Origin of the sequence: Thermoanaerobacter sp. A7A, from assembly GCF_000445185.1 — a bacterium.
Taxonomy (GTDB): Bacteria; Bacillota; Thermoanaerobacteria; order Thermoanaerobacterales; family Thermoanaerobacteraceae; genus Thermoanaerobacter.
On record NZ_AVAF01000093.1, the window covers coordinates 55,503 to 72,842 of the forward strand.

The 17,340-nt window shown below is 34.7% G+C and carries 19 protein-coding genes; all 19 read right to left on the bottom strand.

What is annotated here, in order from left to right; all coding sequences use genetic code 11:
- Positions 1–52: 52 nt before the first annotated feature.
- Positions 53–523 carry a QueT transporter family protein gene (locus M663_RS0106070; RefSeq protein WP_029688306.1) on the bottom strand — a complete coding sequence of 157 codons (471 nt, stop codon included), beginning with the start codon at positions 521–523 and terminating at the stop codon, positions 53–55.
- The gene (locus M663_RS0106075) at positions 524–853 is read right to left on the bottom strand and encodes a YlbF family regulator (protein ID WP_003868470.1); all 330 of its coding nucleotides are present in this window, start codon (positions 851–853) and stop codon (positions 524–526) included. It lies immediately after the preceding gene.
- 17 nt (positions 854–870) lie between these two features.
- Positions 871–2,535: a ribonuclease J gene (locus M663_RS0106080; RefSeq protein WP_337954491.1), complete on the bottom strand. Its 1,665-nt coding sequence runs from the start codon at positions 2,533–2,535 to the stop codon at positions 871–873.
- A 177-nt stretch (positions 2,536–2,712) separates the two neighbouring features.
- Positions 2,713–3,153, bottom strand: a complete 441-nt coding sequence (locus tag M663_RS0106085; RefSeq protein ID WP_003869799.1) for a Fur family transcriptional regulator — start codon at positions 3,151–3,153, stop codon at positions 2,713–2,715.
- Between the two features lie 226 nt (positions 3,154–3,379).
- Entirely contained in the window at positions 3,380–3,667 is a 288-nt protein-coding gene (locus M663_RS0106090; RefSeq protein ID WP_003869798.1) for a DUF1292 domain-containing protein, read from the bottom strand.
- An 83-nt stretch (positions 3,668–3,750) separates the two neighbouring features.
- Entirely contained in the window at positions 3,751–4,170 is a 420-nt protein-coding gene (gene ruvX / locus M663_RS0106095) for a Holliday junction resolvase RuvX (RefSeq protein WP_029688308.1), read from the bottom strand.
- 55 nt (positions 4,171–4,225) lie between these two features.
- Positions 4,226–4,483, bottom strand: coding sequence for an IreB family regulatory phosphoprotein (locus tag M663_RS0106100; protein WP_003869796.1), 258 nt, complete (start codon positions 4,481–4,483; stop codon positions 4,226–4,228).
- 77 nt (positions 4,484–4,560) lie between these two features.
- The gene (alaS, locus tag M663_RS0106105; RefSeq protein WP_029688309.1) at positions 4,561–7,194 is read right to left on the bottom strand and encodes an alanine--tRNA ligase; all 2,634 of its coding nucleotides are present in this window, start codon (positions 7,192–7,194) and stop codon (positions 4,561–4,563) included.
- Between the two features lie 113 nt (positions 7,195–7,307).
- Positions 7,308–8,333, bottom strand: a complete 1,026-nt coding sequence (locus M663_RS0106110; RefSeq protein WP_004396485.1) for an AI-2E family transporter — start codon at positions 8,331–8,333, stop codon at positions 7,308–7,310.
- A 17-nt stretch (positions 8,334–8,350) separates the two neighbouring features.
- Positions 8,351–8,512, bottom strand: coding sequence for a hypothetical protein (locus tag M663_RS15310; RefSeq protein WP_003869793.1), 162 nt, complete (start codon positions 8,510–8,512; stop codon positions 8,351–8,353).
- An 86-nt stretch (positions 8,513–8,598) separates the two neighbouring features.
- The gene (gene mnmA / locus M663_RS0106120; protein ID WP_004396492.1) at positions 8,599–9,693 is read right to left on the bottom strand and encodes a tRNA 2-thiouridine(34) synthase MnmA; all 1,095 of its coding nucleotides are present in this window, start codon (positions 9,691–9,693) and stop codon (positions 8,599–8,601) included.
- Between the two features lie 46 nt (positions 9,694–9,739).
- Positions 9,740–10,189, bottom strand: a complete 450-nt coding sequence (locus tag M663_RS0106125; RefSeq protein ID WP_003868830.1) for an Rrf2 family transcriptional regulator — start codon at positions 10,187–10,189, stop codon at positions 9,740–9,742.
- Between the two features lie 213 nt (positions 10,190–10,402).
- A complete protein-coding gene (locus M663_RS15315) occupies positions 10,403–10,570 on the bottom strand; it encodes a VOC family protein (protein WP_012268707.1) in 168 nt (55 codons plus the stop codon).
- A gap of 85 nt (positions 10,571–10,655) precedes the next feature.
- Positions 10,656–11,720: an ornithine racemase Orr gene (orr, locus tag M663_RS0106135; RefSeq protein ID WP_029688310.1), complete on the bottom strand. Its 1,065-nt coding sequence runs from the start codon at positions 11,718–11,720 to the stop codon at positions 10,656–10,658.
- Positions 11,721–11,736: 16 nt separating this feature from the next.
- Complete coding sequence (locus M663_RS0106140; RefSeq protein ID WP_029688311.1) at positions 11,737–13,080, bottom strand: GlmL-related ornithine degradation protein; 1,344 nt, start codon at positions 13,078–13,080, stop codon at positions 11,737–11,739.
- On the bottom strand, positions 13,064–15,268 hold the full coding sequence (oraE, locus tag M663_RS0106145) for a D-ornithine 4,5-aminomutase subunit OraE (protein ID WP_029688312.1): 2,205 nt from the start codon (positions 15,266–15,268) through the stop codon (positions 13,064–13,066). The genes M663_RS0106140 and oraE overlap by 17 nt, the downstream gene beginning before the upstream one ends.
- Complete coding sequence (locus tag M663_RS0106150) at positions 15,258–15,632, bottom strand: ornithine aminomutase subunit alpha (protein ID WP_003869787.1); 375 nt, start codon at positions 15,630–15,632, stop codon at positions 15,258–15,260. Before M663_RS0106150 ends, oraE begins: the two co-directional genes overlap by 11 nt.
- Positions 15,629–17,041, bottom strand: coding sequence for a 2-amino-4-oxopentanoate thiolase subunit OrtB (gene ortB, locus M663_RS0106155; RefSeq protein WP_029688313.1), 1,413 nt, complete (start codon positions 17,039–17,041; stop codon positions 15,629–15,631). The genes M663_RS0106150 and ortB overlap by 4 nt, the downstream gene beginning before the upstream one ends.
- Positions 17,038–17,340: a 2-amino-4-oxopentanoate thiolase subunit OrtA gene (ortA, locus tag M663_RS0106160; protein WP_003868890.1), complete on the bottom strand. Its 303-nt coding sequence runs from the start codon at positions 17,338–17,340 to the stop codon at positions 17,038–17,040. Before ortA ends, ortB begins: the two co-directional genes overlap by 4 nt.

Below are 17,340 nucleotides of genomic sequence, written 5' to 3' on the forward strand. Positions count from 1 at the left end.
ATTATATAATTAATTAAAAATAAAAACAAGTAAGCCTTCCGCTTACCTGTTTTTATAAAGAATACTTATCTTTTAATCTTTTGTATACTGCAATCACTACATACCCAAATACACCTGTCACAATAGCTTCACTTAAAGCAATATACAAAACTACAAGATAATAGGGCATTTTCGTGAAATAACTTACCCATATTGAAACAATAAGAGCATTTAATATTATAGGAGGCAATATACCTTTGTAAAAAGTTTTAGTCTTTGATGTAAGGTACGCAGCAAGTAATGTCACTAAACTTCCACCCAAAATATCGAGAAGTCCAAAGGGGCTTCCTATATTGGCTAATAAACATCCTATAAAAACCCCCCATATTGCTGCCGGCTCTACCATGGGTAATACAACTAAAGATTCAGATATTCTAAATTGAATAGGGCCATAAGAAACACTGCCCAAAAGAATAGTAACAACAAAGTAAATGGCTGCAATGGCTCCTGCTTTTACAATGTACTTAGTATCTATTGTTTTCATCTACTTCATCTCCATTGGTTCCATGATTATTTTTAGTATATCATCCATTATCTTGCCAAGAGCGTATTCTAAAGACAAGTAAGAACTTATCTCAGGATTAAGATTCAATATCTCCCATAGCTTTTCTAACACTTCTTTTTCTTTAGGATCCACTTTTTCACCCGACAACTCTTTAGCTTGAATCTCTAATTGCTTTTTTCTAAAATCCTCTAACATTTTCTTATTTTGCTCATTTTCATTTATTTTTTGATACGCCCCTTTAAAAGCTTTGTATTCTGGCAACTGTCTTATAGCATTAGCCAGTTCATAAGCTTTGTCGTAGACGTTCATATTTAAGCTCCTCCTGGTTAAATTTCCATTATGATTGGCAATATCATAGGATTTCTCTTAGTTTTTTCATATAAGAAACTGCTTAAATCATCTTTTATCATTGATTTTATAGTAGCCCATTCGCTAATTCCCTCTTTCTTACACTTTGATAACACATCTCTGACAACATTTTTGGATTCCTCCATTAAATCCTCTGATTCTCTCACATATACAAATCCTCTGGAAATTATGTCGGGACCCGCTATAATTCCTCCCGTTTCTTTAGAAATAGTAACCACTACTACTAACAAACCATCTTGAGCCAAATGTTTTCTATCTCTTAAAACAATATTTCCTACGTCTCCAACACCCAAGCCATCTACTAACACTTTCCCTGCTGTTACTGTTCCTGCAATTCTTCCAGAATTTTTTGTAAACTCTAATACTGTCCCATTATCTACTACAAAGATATTTTGTGGAGGCATTCCTAAAGTCTCTGCAAGCTTAGCATGCTGAACTAAATGTCTGTATTCTCCATGAACAGGAATGAAAAATTTAGGTTTTATTAATGTATGAAGTAGCTTAATCTCTTCTTGACAGGCGTGACCCGATACGTGAATATCTGCCAATGCTTCATAAATTACATTGGCACCTTTTTTAAATAATTGGTTGATGACGCGAGAAATAAGTTTTTCATTTCCCGGAATAGCAGAAGCAGAAATTATCACTGTATCTCCCGGTACAATCTCTACTTTTTTATGCTCAGAAGAAGCCATTCTGGTAAGAGCTGACATAGGTTCCCCTTGGCTGCCTGTCGTTATAATGACAACTTTATCATGAGGCAATTTATTGGCTTCATCAATATCAATCAAAAGGCCATCAGGAACAATTAAATAGCCTAATTCCATCGCTACATTAACTACATTTAACATGCTTCTGCCTGAAATAGCAACCTTTCTTCCATACTTGTGCGCAGAATCTATAATTTGTTGAACTCTGTGGATATTAGAAGCAAAAGTTGCCACTATGATTCGTTGTTCTGCTTTTCTAAATATACTGTCAAAAGTCTCTCCCACTGTCCTTTCTGACATGGTATAACCCGGTCTTTCAATATTGGTACTATCACATAGCATTACTAGTACCCCTTTTTCCCCTAACTGGGCAAAGCGGTGTAAGTCTGGTATTTCTCCCCCTATAGGGGTAAAGTCTACTTTGAAATCCCCCGAGTGGAAAACCGTCCCAACAGGAGTATGAATAGCTAAAGCCGCAGAATCTGCAATGCTATGAGAGGTTCTTATAAACTCCACTTTAAACTGACCAATTTCGACAATCTCTCTTGGCTTCACCGTTATCAATTTACTATCTTTTAAAATACCATGCTCTTTTAACTTATATTCTACTAAACCTATAGTCAGACGAGTCCCATATACAGGAACATTAAGTTGCTTTAAGACATATGGTAAAGCTCCAATATGGTCTTCATGACCATGTGTTAAAACAATTGCCTTAACCTTTTCCCTATTTTTCAATAAATAAGTAATGTCGGGAATGACCAAATCTATTCCCAACATTTCATCATCTGGAAAAGCGAGACCGCAATCCACAACTATTATGTCGTTTCCGAATTCAAAAACAGTCATGTTTTTGCCGATCTCATTTAACCCGCCCAAAGGAATGATTTTAAGTTTTGCCTTGTGTGCCAAATACTTATCTCCTTTCATTAGATATTTTTAGCTTTAATTTTATTTTCCCCCAAAAACCCAAAAAAACTTACCCGTACCTTACACCAGTTAATATAAATTATACTTTATTTGAAAAAATACTTCAACCCTATTAATGTAAATTATTTCTTAAACAAAATCCAAAATCTCACTATAAGTTTAATTATACCTGCTCCTACATTTGCTACAATAACCAAAAAATTTCACATTATGATCTATTATTTCAAAATCTTTAGTCTCTTCTATTGCCTCTTCTAAATTCTCCAAAAGGTCTCCTTCCATTTCTATAACTGCTCCGCATTTTAAACAAATCAAATGATGATGCTGATGGTTTTCATTATGATATAGCTCGTATCTATTTCGACCATCGTCAAAATTTAATTTATAGACAATACCTAATTCCTCAAATAACTGAAGGGTCCTATAAACTGTAGCAAGCCCTATTTCAGGATATTTTAGCCTTACAAGGTCATATATTTCCTCAGAGGAAAGATGTTTATCCCTATTTTCCATAATGACGTCCAATATCACACGCCTTTGAGTTGTCAACTTATATCCCTTATCTTTTAATTTTTCTTTAAATTTTTCAATTTCATTCATCTAAATCACCGCCAAATAATATCAACTAATATTAGTTTATGATATTCATTTTCAATTGTCAAATATTTTTTTTCGATTTTTTAGTAAATATCAAATTTTATAGTGGACAGAGATATTTCAATTGAGAATCCAATTTCCATTTTACATAGAAATTAAATTTTGTGGGTATATAAAATTAAGATATACCAAAACGGTATATCTTAATTAATTTCATTCTAATTTTAATTTACTCTTCATCGTCAAAATCTTCATCATCATAATATTCTTCATACTCTTCCATCAGCTCATTGTATGCTTCGACAGCATCATTGAACTCATCTTCGTCTTCAATCCCTACAAAAATATCATTGCCATTTTCATCTTGTTCCACTCTCAGGATGTAAGCATCTTCTCCATCACCATCGACAGGGACCACAACTGCATACCTGGTATCATCAAGGTCAAATGATGCTACAAGTTCGAAGTCTACTTCATGGCCGTGCTCGTCGATTAGCTGAATGATTTCTGGTTCCATACTATTTCACCTCAATTCTACTTCAAGATAATGTAATTGTATAACATACCAAAAAGACTGTCAAGTTTTTAATAAAAATTTATTTATTTATTTTTTTGTGAATCTAAGTAGTTCTGAAGTATAAGAACTGCAGCCAGCTTATCAATTACTTCTTTTCTCTTTGCCCTACTTATATCAGCTTTTTCTATTAAAACCCTTTGTGCTTCTACTGTAGTAAGCCTTTCATCCCACAAGATTATTGGTATATTAATAGCTTCCTTTAAGTGTTCAACAAATCTCATAACTTTTTGTCCCTGTGGCCCCAAAGTACCATTCAAATTCTTAGGCAATCCTACAATTATCATTCCCACTTCATATTCATTTATTATTTGTTTTATTCTCTCAAAATCTTTTTTGTTACTACTTCTTTTAATAGTAGTAAGTCCCTGTGCAATTGTGCCTGATAAGTCACTTATAGCTACCCCGATTGTTTTATCCCCCACATCTAAACCCATAATCCTCAAAGAAACCTCTCCATTCTAAAATTGCCTCACACAAAGTGAGGCAATTTCATTTTTCTTATTTTTGGGAAGACAAATACTCTCTCAAAAGTTCTTCTACTAATTCATCTCTTTCAATTTTTCTTATCAAATTTCTCGCATTTTTATGGCTGGTTATATAAGTAGGGTCCCCAGACAATATATAACCTACTATTTGATTAATTGGATTATAACCTTTTTCAGAAAGTGCTTCATACACTGCTGTCAATATCTCTTTAACAGTTTTTCTATCAGTTGTAACGTGATACCTCAGAGTCTGCTCGTTTTTATCTACCATAATATATCACCTCTAGATACATTTAACTACCATCAACTTTATAATAACCTATATTTACTTGGCTAGTCAAGCTTTTCTCAATTTTTTAACTGTTCTTTTACAATATCTATCGCTTTGTTTAACGCTTCATCTACCTTAGATAGATTTTTGCCTGTTCCTTGAGCCATGTCTGGTCTTCCACCGCCATTTCCTTCAGATACTTTGCACACCTCTTTAATAATAGCTCCCATGTTTATCCCTTTTTGAACAACATCTTTAGTAGCCATACCGACAAATATAGCTTTTTCTGGGGTAGAAGATGCTAATACTACTGCAGCAATTTTTAATTTATCTTTTAAAATATCTCCTAATGCCTTCAAAGCCTCACTATCATAATCTTCAACCTTTGAAACCACTACTTTTATACCATCTAATGAAATAGCAGAATTGATTAAACTATCAGCCAAAATAGAAGCCATTTTTATTTTTAATTGTTCTATCTCTTTATCTTTTGTCTTTAAAACTTGCTGCAAACTCTCAATTTTTGAAATTATCTCTTTATCTTGGACTTTTAATAAATCAGAAGCCTCTTTTAATATTTCTTCTTTCTCTCCTAAATATTTTATTGCAGCAAGTCCTGTTAAAGCTTCAATTCTTCTTAAACCTGCACCAACTGCACTTTCAGATACAATCTTAAAAATCCCTATTTCGTTAGTATTTTTAACATGAGTTCCACCGCAAAGTTCCATGCTGTAATCATCAATTTTTACAACCCTTACTTTATCCCCATACTTTTCTGTAAATAACGCAACAGCCCCTTCTTTCACTGCCTCATCATAAGTTTTTTCTTCAATATGCACATTTAAACTTTGGTATATCTTTTCATTAACCCTATTTTCTATTTGCTTTAGCTCTTCTTTAGTCACAGCTTGATAATGTGAAAAATCAAATCTTAATCGATCATCAGCCACAAGAGAACCAGCTTGATGAACATGGTCGCCTAAAATCTCCTTTAGGGCTTTATGAAGAAGATGAGTTACAGTGTGGTTTCTTGCAGCATTCCTTCGACTTACCACATCAATTTGAGCTTTTACTTCATCTCCTACTGAAATTAAACCTCTTTCAATTGTTCCAGTGTGTATAAACTTATCTCCTATTTTTTTACAGTCATTTACTTTTATCAAAGCATTTTCATTCTCTAGAACTCCCTTGTCTCCTATCTGCCCACCACTTTCAGCATAGAAAGGAGTAACATCTAATATGATACTCACATCATCTCCAGCTTCTGCTTCCTCAACAAGCTCTTCATCTTTTACAATAGCTAAAACTTTTGAATCGCTTTCATAAGTATCATATCCCACAAATTTTGTTTTAATATCTCCTAAAGTAGAATATATGTCTTGTTCCCACAAACTATTATCTTCTTTTCTGCTGCTTCTCGCTCTTATCCTTTGTTTCTCCAACTCCTTTGTATATCCTTCTTCATCAACAGTAATGCCAGCTTCTTGCAAAATTTCTTTTGTTAAATCCAATGGGAACCCATAGGTATCGTATAGTTTAAAAGCTTTAGAACCTTCTAATACGGTTTTTCCTTGTACTTTTAGTTCGCTTATATAATCTTGTAAAATTGTAAGTCCTTGGTCTATTGTCTCCTTAAATCTTTCTTCTTCCAGTTTGATTATTCGCTTTATATAGTCCTTTCTCTCAATTATTTCAGGATATGCCTCTCCATAATTTTCTATGACTGAATCAACCACTTTATACAAGAAGGTATCGTTTATCCCCAGCAATTTACCGTGCCTTGCAGCCCTTCTTAAAAGCCTTCTCAAAACATAGCCTCTTCCTTCATTAGAAGGCAGAATTCCATCTGATATCATGAAAGTTATCCCTCTTATATGGTCAGTGATAACTCTCAAAGACACATCTTTTTCTGCATCTTTTCCATATTCTACTTCCGCAATCTTAGACACAAAATTAGTAATGCCTCTTATTACGTCTACATCAAATATGCTGTCGACTCCCTGCATTATTGTGGCTATCCTCTCAAGTCCCATGCCTGTATCAATATTTGGATTTGGCAACCTGTGATAATTTCCTCGTTCGTCTTTATTAAACTGGGTAAAAACTAAATTCCAGAATTCAATAAACCTATCGCAATCACAGCCAACTCCACAAGTAGGCTTCCCACAGCCTTTTTCTTCACCTCTGTCAAAATAAATCTCTGAAGAGGGGCCACAAGGTCCTGTGCCAATCTCCCAGAAATTATCTTCTTTCCCCATCCTCACAATTCTTTCAGGAGGTAACCCAACTATTTTATTCCAAATCTCAAATGCTTCATCGTCTTCCTCATAAATTGATACCCATAACCTGTCAACTGGCAATCCCAAAACTTCTGTGACAAATTCCCATGCCCATGGAATAGCTTCTTTTTTAAAATAATCACCAAAAGAAAAGTTACCTAGCATTTCAAAAAAGGTACCGTGACGTGCTGTTTTACCCACTCTTTCAATATCCGGTGTCCTTATACATCTTTGGCAAGTAGTTACTCGTTTGCTGGGGGGAGTTTCTTTTCCTGTAAAATAGGGTTTTAAAGGAGCCATTCCAGAATTAATTAACAATAAGCTTTTATCATTCTTAGGAATTAGAGAAAAACTTGGTAGTCTCAGGTGCCCTTTGCTTTCAAAAAAGCTTAAAAATTTTTCTCTAATTTCGTTCATCCCGAGTTTTTCCATAAAAATCCTCCTTTTTGATACAATAAAAACCGTCCCAAATTTGGGGACGGGCTTTTACCCGCTCTTTTTTGAGTATATTATACAAGATTGAATATAACAAGTCAATAACTGGTTTATTTCTCAATAAAAATTTCTGTTACAATAACTTTCCCTATTGCTACAACAGGCACAGATAATAAAAGCCCCCAGACGCCAAAAAGTTCCTCTCCTGCAATCAATGAAAAAATCACTGTAATAGGATGAAGCCCTACACTGTCGCTAATTATTTTAGGTGTTATAAAGGCATTTTCTATCTGTTGCACTAAAAGACACACAAGTAAAGCCCAAAAGCCTTTAGATAAAGAATCAAGGAGCCCTATTAAAACAGCAGGAATAATTGACAAGATAGGCCCTATGTAGGGAATTATATTTAATATTCCTGCCAATATTCCTATTAAAAAAGCATATTTAACTTTAATTAGAGAAAGGCCTATACTTGTAAAAATAGCAACAAAGATAGAAAGATATATTTGTGCTCTTATGTATTTACTTAAAATTTTGTCTATTTTTTTTAAAAGAGCAAAAAAACTATCATGATATTTGGAGGGAATCATTCTTTCAATTTCTTTTTCAAATACATTTTTATCTTTTAAAAGATAAAAAGTAATAATCGGTACAATTATCACGTCTATAATATCTTTTAATATTGCAACAGTAGATTTAAAAACCAAATCGACACGAGAGGCAAAAAGATTATTTAGGGCATTCAAATTTTTATCTAAAACTTTTTCAAATTGAGGTGGCAAATAAGAAAAATAGTTAAATTTTAGTTGAATCAAAATTTTTTGTAGTTCTTCAGTATAGAAAGGTATCATTTTCACAAAAATAACTATTTCATTTATCAACAAAGGGAGAATGTAAAAAGAAAAAAATAGTATTACCAAAGCAACAATTAAAAACACTAGAAGAATAGACAAAAAAGTAGAAAAGCCCTTTGAATTAAAAAATTTTACCATTGGATTTAATAAATAGGCTATTAAAGCGGAAACAAAAAAAGGGGAAAGTATATTTTTAATACTCACCCAATTCTTTATAAAAAAATACAATAAGCCTATGGCACCAATGATTAAAAAAAGTAGATACACTTTTTTAACTTGCATTTTATCACCTGAAAAATCTATCTAATTTTTATTTTGTTCATTGTACGCCATATTTTTGTCATATTTTTTTCTATCATATCTTTATAACGTCTATATTTTCTCATATCTATTTTGGGAATTATATATGCAGCAGCTACTATTCCTGCCAAAAATCCCTTTATATATTTGTCTCTATTCATAAAAGCCCTCCTTTGAAATCTAAAAAAGTTTCTGCTTTTTATAGATTTCCCTCTTTAAAATAAAAAATGCACACTTTTTGTGTGCACTATCTCACCTTTTTTTCAATTATTCCTCCTCCTACTACTACATCTTTATCGTAGAAGACAACTGATTGTCCTGGAGTTATAGCTCTTTGAGGTTTTAAAAATTTTACTAATACTTTATCTTCTTCATATGGCTTTATTATAGCCTCTTCTTCTTTAGCTGTGTAGCGTATTTTTGCAGTTACCTTCATTTCCCTTTCAAGTTTTTCAATGGAAATAAAATTGTTATTTGAGGATATTAGCTCTTCTCCCCACACATCTTCTTGATGTCCAACAACAACCACATTGTTTTTCACATCTATATCCACGACGTATAAAGGTCTATCAGAAGATAAACCCAATCCTCTTCTCTGACCAATTGTATAGTGTATTATTCCCTTATGATACCCTAAAAATTTGCCGTGAACATCTCTAAATTCTCCTGGCTTTATTTCATCTTTAACTTGCCTTTTTATAAATCCGCTGTAATCATTATCTGGGATAAAACAAATTTCTTGACTCTCTAGCTTTTTAGCAACAGGTAGCTTTAACTCCTCTGCCAAAGCTCTTATTTCTTCTTTTTTGTAATTTCCTAAAGGGAAAAGAGCATGTTCTAACTGCTTCTGTGTCAAACGATATAAGACATAGCTTTGATCCTTAGAAGAATCTATACCTTTTTTTAATAAATATCTTTTTGTTTTTTCATCATAGTCTTTTCTGACATAATGGCCTGTAGCAATGTAATAAGCTCCCAACTCAAATGCTTTCTCTAGAAGCTCTCCAAATTTTATTTGCCTATTACACAATACACAAGGATTAGGAGTCCTTCCTTTTAAATATTCATTGATAAAATAATTTACTATTTTATCATAAAAGACTTCACTAAAATCAACTGTGTAATGAGGTACTCCCAACATCTCTGCAACTTTTTTTGCATCTTGTGTAGCTCTTAAAGAACAACAGCTCTTATCGCTATCAAAAGCTTTAGCTTCATGGTCTACCCATACTTTCATTGTAAGGCCTATAACATCAAATCCTTCTTTTTTTAAAAGATATGCAGCTACAGAGCTATCTACTCCTCCACTCATTCCAATTGCTACTCTATTGTTTATCTCCATATTATATATAAAATCCTCCCCTAAAAGTCCTAAAATTATTATTTCCCTAAATGTAATACATAAAAGCACTTTTTTGATTTAATCGCCTGTAATCATCCACCATATCCTGTAAAGTAATAGAGTCTATCACTTTATTTATACTGTCTCTTATTCTTTCCATCACCAACTTCGTCGGACAACCTCCTGCTCTGCTGCACTCAAAAGGAGTATCTTCCAAAACGCAATCTGCAGGAGCCAGTGATCCTTCCAATGTTCTTATCACATCTCCAACGGTTATCTTATCAGGAGGAGCTGCTAGCATATATCCTCCCTGTGCTCCTCTGACACTTTTCACAAGGTCAGCTTTTCTAAGGATTGCTATAAGCTGTTCTAGATAATGCTCAGAAAGTCCTTCATTTTCGGCAATTGTCTTTAAAGAAATGGGGCCTTCCCCGTAGTAAAGGGCTAATTCAAACATAGCTTGTATCCCATATCGACCTTTTGTAGATAGTTTCACGATTATCCACCCCTGAATTCCTACTATTTTACCCGGATTTCACCAAAAAGAATACCACTTAAAAAAGTGGTTGTCAACACTTAATTTTCTATAATTCTTTTGCTTTATCCTGCAAAGAACCCGGCATTATTTGCATTAGTTCTATTCTATTTCTATCAGGATCTTCTATCCAATATTGATAATTTCCATCTGCTCCCATCATAGGCTGCCCCTTTATTCAATGAATTGTCCCTCCGCCACTTTTAGATATACAAGCATTAATTCTCCATTTTCATGGTTTAACCTAAATGCTTCTTTTAGACCTAATTTTTTACAATAAAACTCTATGCTTCTGTCAATATCTGTGACTTTGTAGGCTACATGCCCTAAACCTATTATCATTTTAAAACCCTCCTAAAAAATATTATTCCTCACTCTATTATAGCAATCCCTTCAAATTTTTCATAATGCAAAAAGAGGCGCATTTTTACGCCTCTTCAATGACTTTTTCTACATATTCAGAGGTAGAACAGGATAAAATCCCTCCATATCTCAGTTTGAACTTTATTATATCTCCTACCTTATACGGATATTGGGAATTTGTAACATTTACAATTAAATGGTCACTGCTTGAACCTATTAATTCAATAGAGCTGTCTATAGGAATTAGGTCATTCATATTGACATCCTGTCTTCCTATAGCCAAAATTGCTCTTTTCATTATCCCCCTATCCACATATACTTGTCTTTCTCCAAAAGCATCCATTCCTAATATACCTCGTGGATAAGAAGGTTTTTCTTTTAATTCGACTATCTGTGCTTCTAAAGTAAATACATCGTCATAAGTATGGGGAATTCTGTCTCCAAAAGCCGTTTCCCTACCTAAGACAATAGCTTCTCCTATTCTAAGTTGCGTTATTCCTCTTGGTATGAGACCATTTTGAACTAAGTACAGACTGCTTGAGTTTCCTCCTGAGACTATATCTAAATTCAAGTTGAATTTTTTGTTGATAGAATTTTTTATTTCCACAAGCTCTTCTAATATATCTGGCGTAGGAATAACCGAACCATAACAAGTTAAATTAGTACCTATTCCCCTTAATCTTATACCTTCTAGTTTTACTATTTGTTCTACTATTGGAATAACATCCTCTTTCAATACGCCCTCTCTCAAATCCCCTAAGTCTACCATTAGGATTATTTCATGAATTTTCCTTTGTTTTTTTGCCTCTTCCGATAGGCTTTTTATTGTATCTATTTCTGAGTTTAGGCTTATATCTGCATATTTTATAACTTCTTCCACTTCACTTTTCATGGGAATTCGAAGAAGCATTTTAGGTACCGGTATATGTTGTAATTTTTTTAAATTTTTAATTCGAGAATCTCCTAAAATTTCTACTCCGCCTTTTACCATCGTCTGTGCTACTTCTGGAATAGCACAAAAAACTTTTGTAACACCTACTACCTTTATATTTTTCTTTTCACACAAATTAACGATAGTTTGTGTATTTTCTCGAAGTTTTACTAAGTTTATTCTCAACAAGGGATACATTTAATCTCCCCCATTTCTAAATACATAAGCTATTTTTGATTAATTTCAAAGCTTCGTCAGGATATTTCTTAGACAAAACACCACAAACCGCCATGATATAATCTCTGTCAATTAAAACTTTTGCCGATGAAGGAGGATAAAGCTCTTTTCCACTTCCTCCATCATTTATATTTTCTAATAATTTTTCTCCTCCTTCAAGTCTTGAAAATATTCCACCGGTACCTATTATCCATTTAACATTTGTCAAATCTCTTCCTTCCGCATAAAAGGTTCTTCCTGTAGGTCCAAAATAACTGCTTAATTTACCTGCGTGACGCTTTACTGCCACTTCTAATGCCTTGTTTGCAAGATATATCACAAATTCTTTTTCTTCTTCTGTTTGTGGTATTGGCTTTATATTGTTTATTAACTCATCTGCATTACTGAATTTTTTATATATATCCTCTCCGCACAAATCAAATAAATTTCTTGAATTAACAAAAACCCCCAAATCCCCCTCTACTGTGCGTTTAGCCAAAGGCTCTGGATTTACAGTTATTTTTTGTATTTCATCGCTTCCTTCAGTAACAGAATGAACATCTGTAGTAGCTCCACCTATATCGACTGCCATCAAATCACCTATGTCATTGTAAAGAAGTATAGCACATTCCATGACAGCACCTGGCGTTGGGATTATATTTCCTGTCACCAATTCTTTTACTTTACTCATACCTGGCGCTGTTACAATATGCTTTTCAAAAACTTTCTGAATCATTTTTCTTGTCGGTTCTACATTTAAATTATCAATTGATGGATAAACATTGTCTACAATGTATACTTCCTGACCGGCTTCTTGAAAAATGTGGGAAATTTCTTCTCTATTTTCTATGTTGCCTGCATAAATTACTGGCACATTCAACTTTAATTCCGCCAATTTTTCTCCATTATAAAGAGCAGTTTCTCTATCTCCGTAATCCACTCCACCTGCTAAAAGTATTATGTTTGGTTTTATTTGTTTTATTTTTTCTAAATCCGTTCTTCTCAGTTTTCCTGCTGTTATAAGTTTTATATTGGCTCCTGCCCCAAGGGCAGCCTCTTTAGCTGCCCTTACAGTCATGTCGTAGACTAAGCCATGTACAGTCATTTTGAGGCCACCAGCAGCACTGCTACAAGCAAGCATCTCACTATATACAAAATCTCCAATTTTATCTTTTAAATTCTCAATAGCCCCCACAAGACCAATATTCACATCCCCATCTAAGACTGTGGTAGGAGCCATCCCCTGACCTATAAAAACAGGATCACTGCCCAGAACAAAAGCATTTACAGTTGTCGTAGTACTTCCAATCTCGGCTACAAGTATGTCAATTGTTTTCCTCATTTTCCTTTTCCCTTCTTTTTTTAACTAAAAAACTTGCCACTTGATTTCCTTTTGTACCTCTTCCAAATCCTGCATCAAAGCCAACACTTTTAGCAAGGTCGTTTGTAATTTGCGTACCTCCACCTACTAAAATTACTTTATCCCTTATTCCCTTTTCTACACAGAGGTCGTGAATTTTTTTCATATTCTTTATATGGACATCATCATGGGTTATTATAGTGCTAGCTAAAATAGCATCAGCATTTTCCTCTATAGCTGCATCAACTAACTTTTCTACAGGACAAGAAGTACCAAGGTAAGTAAATTTTATGCCGTATTTTTCAATTCCACCGTGTTTTATGTCCAAAATCTCTCTTAAGCCCACAGAATGTTCATCATTTCCTACAGTTGCAGCAACCACCTTCATAGGCTTTCTCTTAATATCTTCTTCTATTTCCTCATCTGAAAGTATTTCCTCTTCCGGCGGTATTTCTAATTCATTTTTGTCAATAGAAAATTGAACACGCCCTCTTACTTCCACGTACGTTCCCTCTGCAGGATGCATTGGAAGTTTACCTAAAACGACTACATCAGTAAGCCCCAGCTTTTCTGCGTATTTAATAGCCGCGTATTCAGCAGTCCTTTCATTTACAGGCAAAAATAGGTTCATGCTTATTATGCCGTCTCCTGCCCATTCAACTTCTGGCTTTATTTTATCTCCTTTTCTGTACTCAACAGTTTCTTTCAATCTATTTTCTACATTGTCATTCTCATCTAATTCGTCTATATAATGGATTTTCTCATGCTTGCAAAGAGTACATCCATCTATTAAATCGCAAGGTTTATTAAGCCCTTCTGGCAAATTGTTATATCCAAAGTGAGAGCATACTGGTGCAATATAGTCTTTATCTCTTTTGTAAACAGTACCGGCGCCAATACCGCCATTTATAGTTCTTACAATGCCATCTCCATTTCTCTCTGGATAATAGCCTGAATCCACAAAGAAACCTTCTTCTACTGCCTTAAAGTATCCCCCAACTTCTAAAATTTCCTCCATAAAGAGAATAGCTCTCATTTTTAATTCTCTGACTTTTTTCCCTAACTCCCCATCAAAATTGAGTTTTACCATCTCTTTTAGACCGTCCATGCCGATAAGGGCTTGTTTAGCAGTGTTTATCGCGTTGATATTGTTGTAATGCCATGGGACATTTCTTCCCTCATCAGGAGTAATAGTACTTTGTATATCTGCTGAGGTCAATCGAGATATTAAAAGGTTAAGCACATGTGTTACAGTTGCTTCTCTCATATCGTGTTCGATATACTTTGTGTTCATTTGCGCTCTCATTTTATAATCTTTAAAAAGCTGCCTCAAAGCTACTGCATACGGCAAATCCAAACGTATGGAAGGAGTTGGTGGAGCATTTGGTGGCACTGTAGATAAGGCTATGTTTTCTGGTTTTATTCCTACTTTTCTCGAATAAAGTGTATTTATAGCGTGCTGAACTAAAAGTTCAGGCATAACTTTCCATCCATATTTTGCTGTTGCATTGGCATTGTGAGCACCATCAATTTGAAGTATATTAGCATCTGCCATTATTTTCTTAGCAACTGCTGCATCTACAAAAGACCTTACCATGTTTATATTTCTATAAAGGACATTGTACTGAGGGTCTTGATGGGCACCATTTACCCCTTCTTCAGCGAACATAACAGCTACTTCAGGACCGGCTATCCCACTTACATAAGAGTGAAAGTTTATAGGCCTACCGACCTCATCTTCAATTAAATCCAATGCTTTTCTCGTCGCTCTTATTTGTTTTCTCGAAATAGGAACTCCTCCTACACCTTCAGGTGTTCCTTCAATGAGTCCATCAAAATGGCTTTGTCCTAACGTTCTAATAACCATTATGTGGTCTGCTCCATGCCATGCTGCCATTCTCATGCGCCTTATATCATCTTCAAACCTTCCTGAAGCTATTTCTGTGGTTATCACACAATCTGGCTGAGGGTCAATGTTTCCAAAGTGTTTTGCAGCAGGTAAAGGAATACTGTTTTTAAGTGGTTTTGAAACCTGATAATACTCAAAATCGCCAATTTTGTGTTTACCTACATCCTCTCTCCAGTGCCATCCTCTTCTCCTAGGCACATATTTGTCCAAATCCTTTAAAATTTCTTCAATATCTATTTTTTTATCCTTTTCAAGCTTCATTTTTACTAGCCTCCCTTGCTATATCATCAAGCACCTCCAAGTACTCTCCATTAGCTATGGATTTTCCGGCAGTGAGGTAATCCTTTTTAACCCTTTCTGCAACTTTCAACACAATATTTCCTGCTCCTTTTGGCAAAAGCCCTCTTTCCTCAATTCTGTTTACAATCTCCTTTGCCTCAATACTAGAAAAACCCATTCGTAAAAGCACAGAACGCTCAATGGATGGAGATGTGTGATAATATGCCAACTCTATCAAAGGATCTACAATTTTTTCTGCCAATTTCCAGAAATATGCGTCTAATTCTTCATCTGTCATGTGCTTTAAGTGTTTGCTTCTTGTTTCAAAATCATCTTCTCGTCTCATACTAACCCTCCATTCTGTAATTCTGAAATTACTTCTTTCACAAATTCTTCACTGGACTTAGTATCTTCTGCTAAAAACTTGATGTCCTCCTCTTTAGGCATTATTCCAAAATGTTGGACACAGTTTTTAATATAGGATTTTTTCAAATTTGAAAGATTGACTTCTCTTGCCTTTATCATAGAAGGATGTTCAGGCAAAATTATATTTTGTCCTGGTATCTCATCATCAGGATTTCCTACTAGAATTTTTATGCCGTTTTGCATAGCAAAAGTAAGCTGAGCCGTTGGATTTTTACCTGCCCCTGTATATTCTGTCTCCTGCACCACTATTATCTGGTCATTTTCCATTTGCTGTGCCAAACTGAAAGCTGCCGCTAAAGAGGTATTTCCCGCTGGTCCTCTTTCTAAACCTTCTAATTGAGCTAAAAGCTCTGTCATGTAAAAGACTTCCCCTTGCTTGACAAGGTAATACCCATCCATGTACCTTAAAGGCCTTGCAGCATTTCGAGGCACATCTGCTCTATCCGGCCAAGTCGCAAAAGGAATTCCAAATCCTGTATGTCCCGTCGTAAAAGACTTTCTATTAAAATCTTTATCTGAGGCCATGTGAAGTCCTGTCAAATCAACACTCACGCCGTATATTTTTGTGTTTACTGCTCCCGCTTTCATAAGTCCTCTTGCAGTACCCGTCAAATTGCCTCCACCAGCATGGGTGGCTACAACAACATCAGGAAACTTACCAGTCCTCTCTTTTACTTGCTGAGCTATTTCATATCCCAATGTTTCAATACCAGCAACTCCAAAAGGAGTGTACAAAGAAGCATTAAAATATCCCGTCTCTTCTAATAACATCAAGTTTACATAAAATAATTCCGGTCCAACAGTTAGTTGTATGACTTCCGCTCCAAATGTTTCACACTTTCTTCCTTTTTCCAATATTTCTGGCTGCCCTATACCTCTACTATCATAAGCTTCTTGCACTACGATGCATTTTAAACCTTTCATGGCAGCTTGTGAAGCCACTGCTGCTCCGTAATTACCACTAGTGGCAGCTATGACTCCCTTATATCCCTTTTGTTTTGCGTGATATATAGAAACACTAGCCCGCCTTTCTTTAAAGCTTCCTGAATGGTTACAAGCTTCATCTTTTATAAAGATTCTGGCAGCTTTTCCTGTTGGCGAAACTTTTCTCGCTAATTCTGTCAAGTTTTTTAACTCTATAAGAGGAGTATTTCCTACATTTGCTTCCCTTTGTATTTTAACAATTTCTTCTAAGGTGTAACCTGTTTCTTTCATCATTTTTTCATATTCAAAAGCAATTCCACCTGATTCAAATTTTTCATAATCTATTCCCAAAGATCTTTTCATTATTTCGTTTTTCCTAGCCATTACATGCTTATACCTACTCATTCTTCTTCACCGCCATACAATATCTCTCTTGCTTTTATACCTGCTTTTATAAGCTCAGGAATTGGATTGCCAAAATCGTGAATATGCCGTGGATTGATTTCTACTAAAATTCCTTCCACTACTCTACCCGTCAAAGTCTTAATTTTGACTGTGTCGCCAATCTCTCCATCTTGTAAAAGTAAACCTTTAACCCACATCGTCAAAGGAGTCCCTTTGGTATCTTGAGGTGTATTTTCAGATCTTTCCGATGGTTCTAAAATAACCTGTTTAATTTTTACCCAATCGCCTTTTTGAGCCAT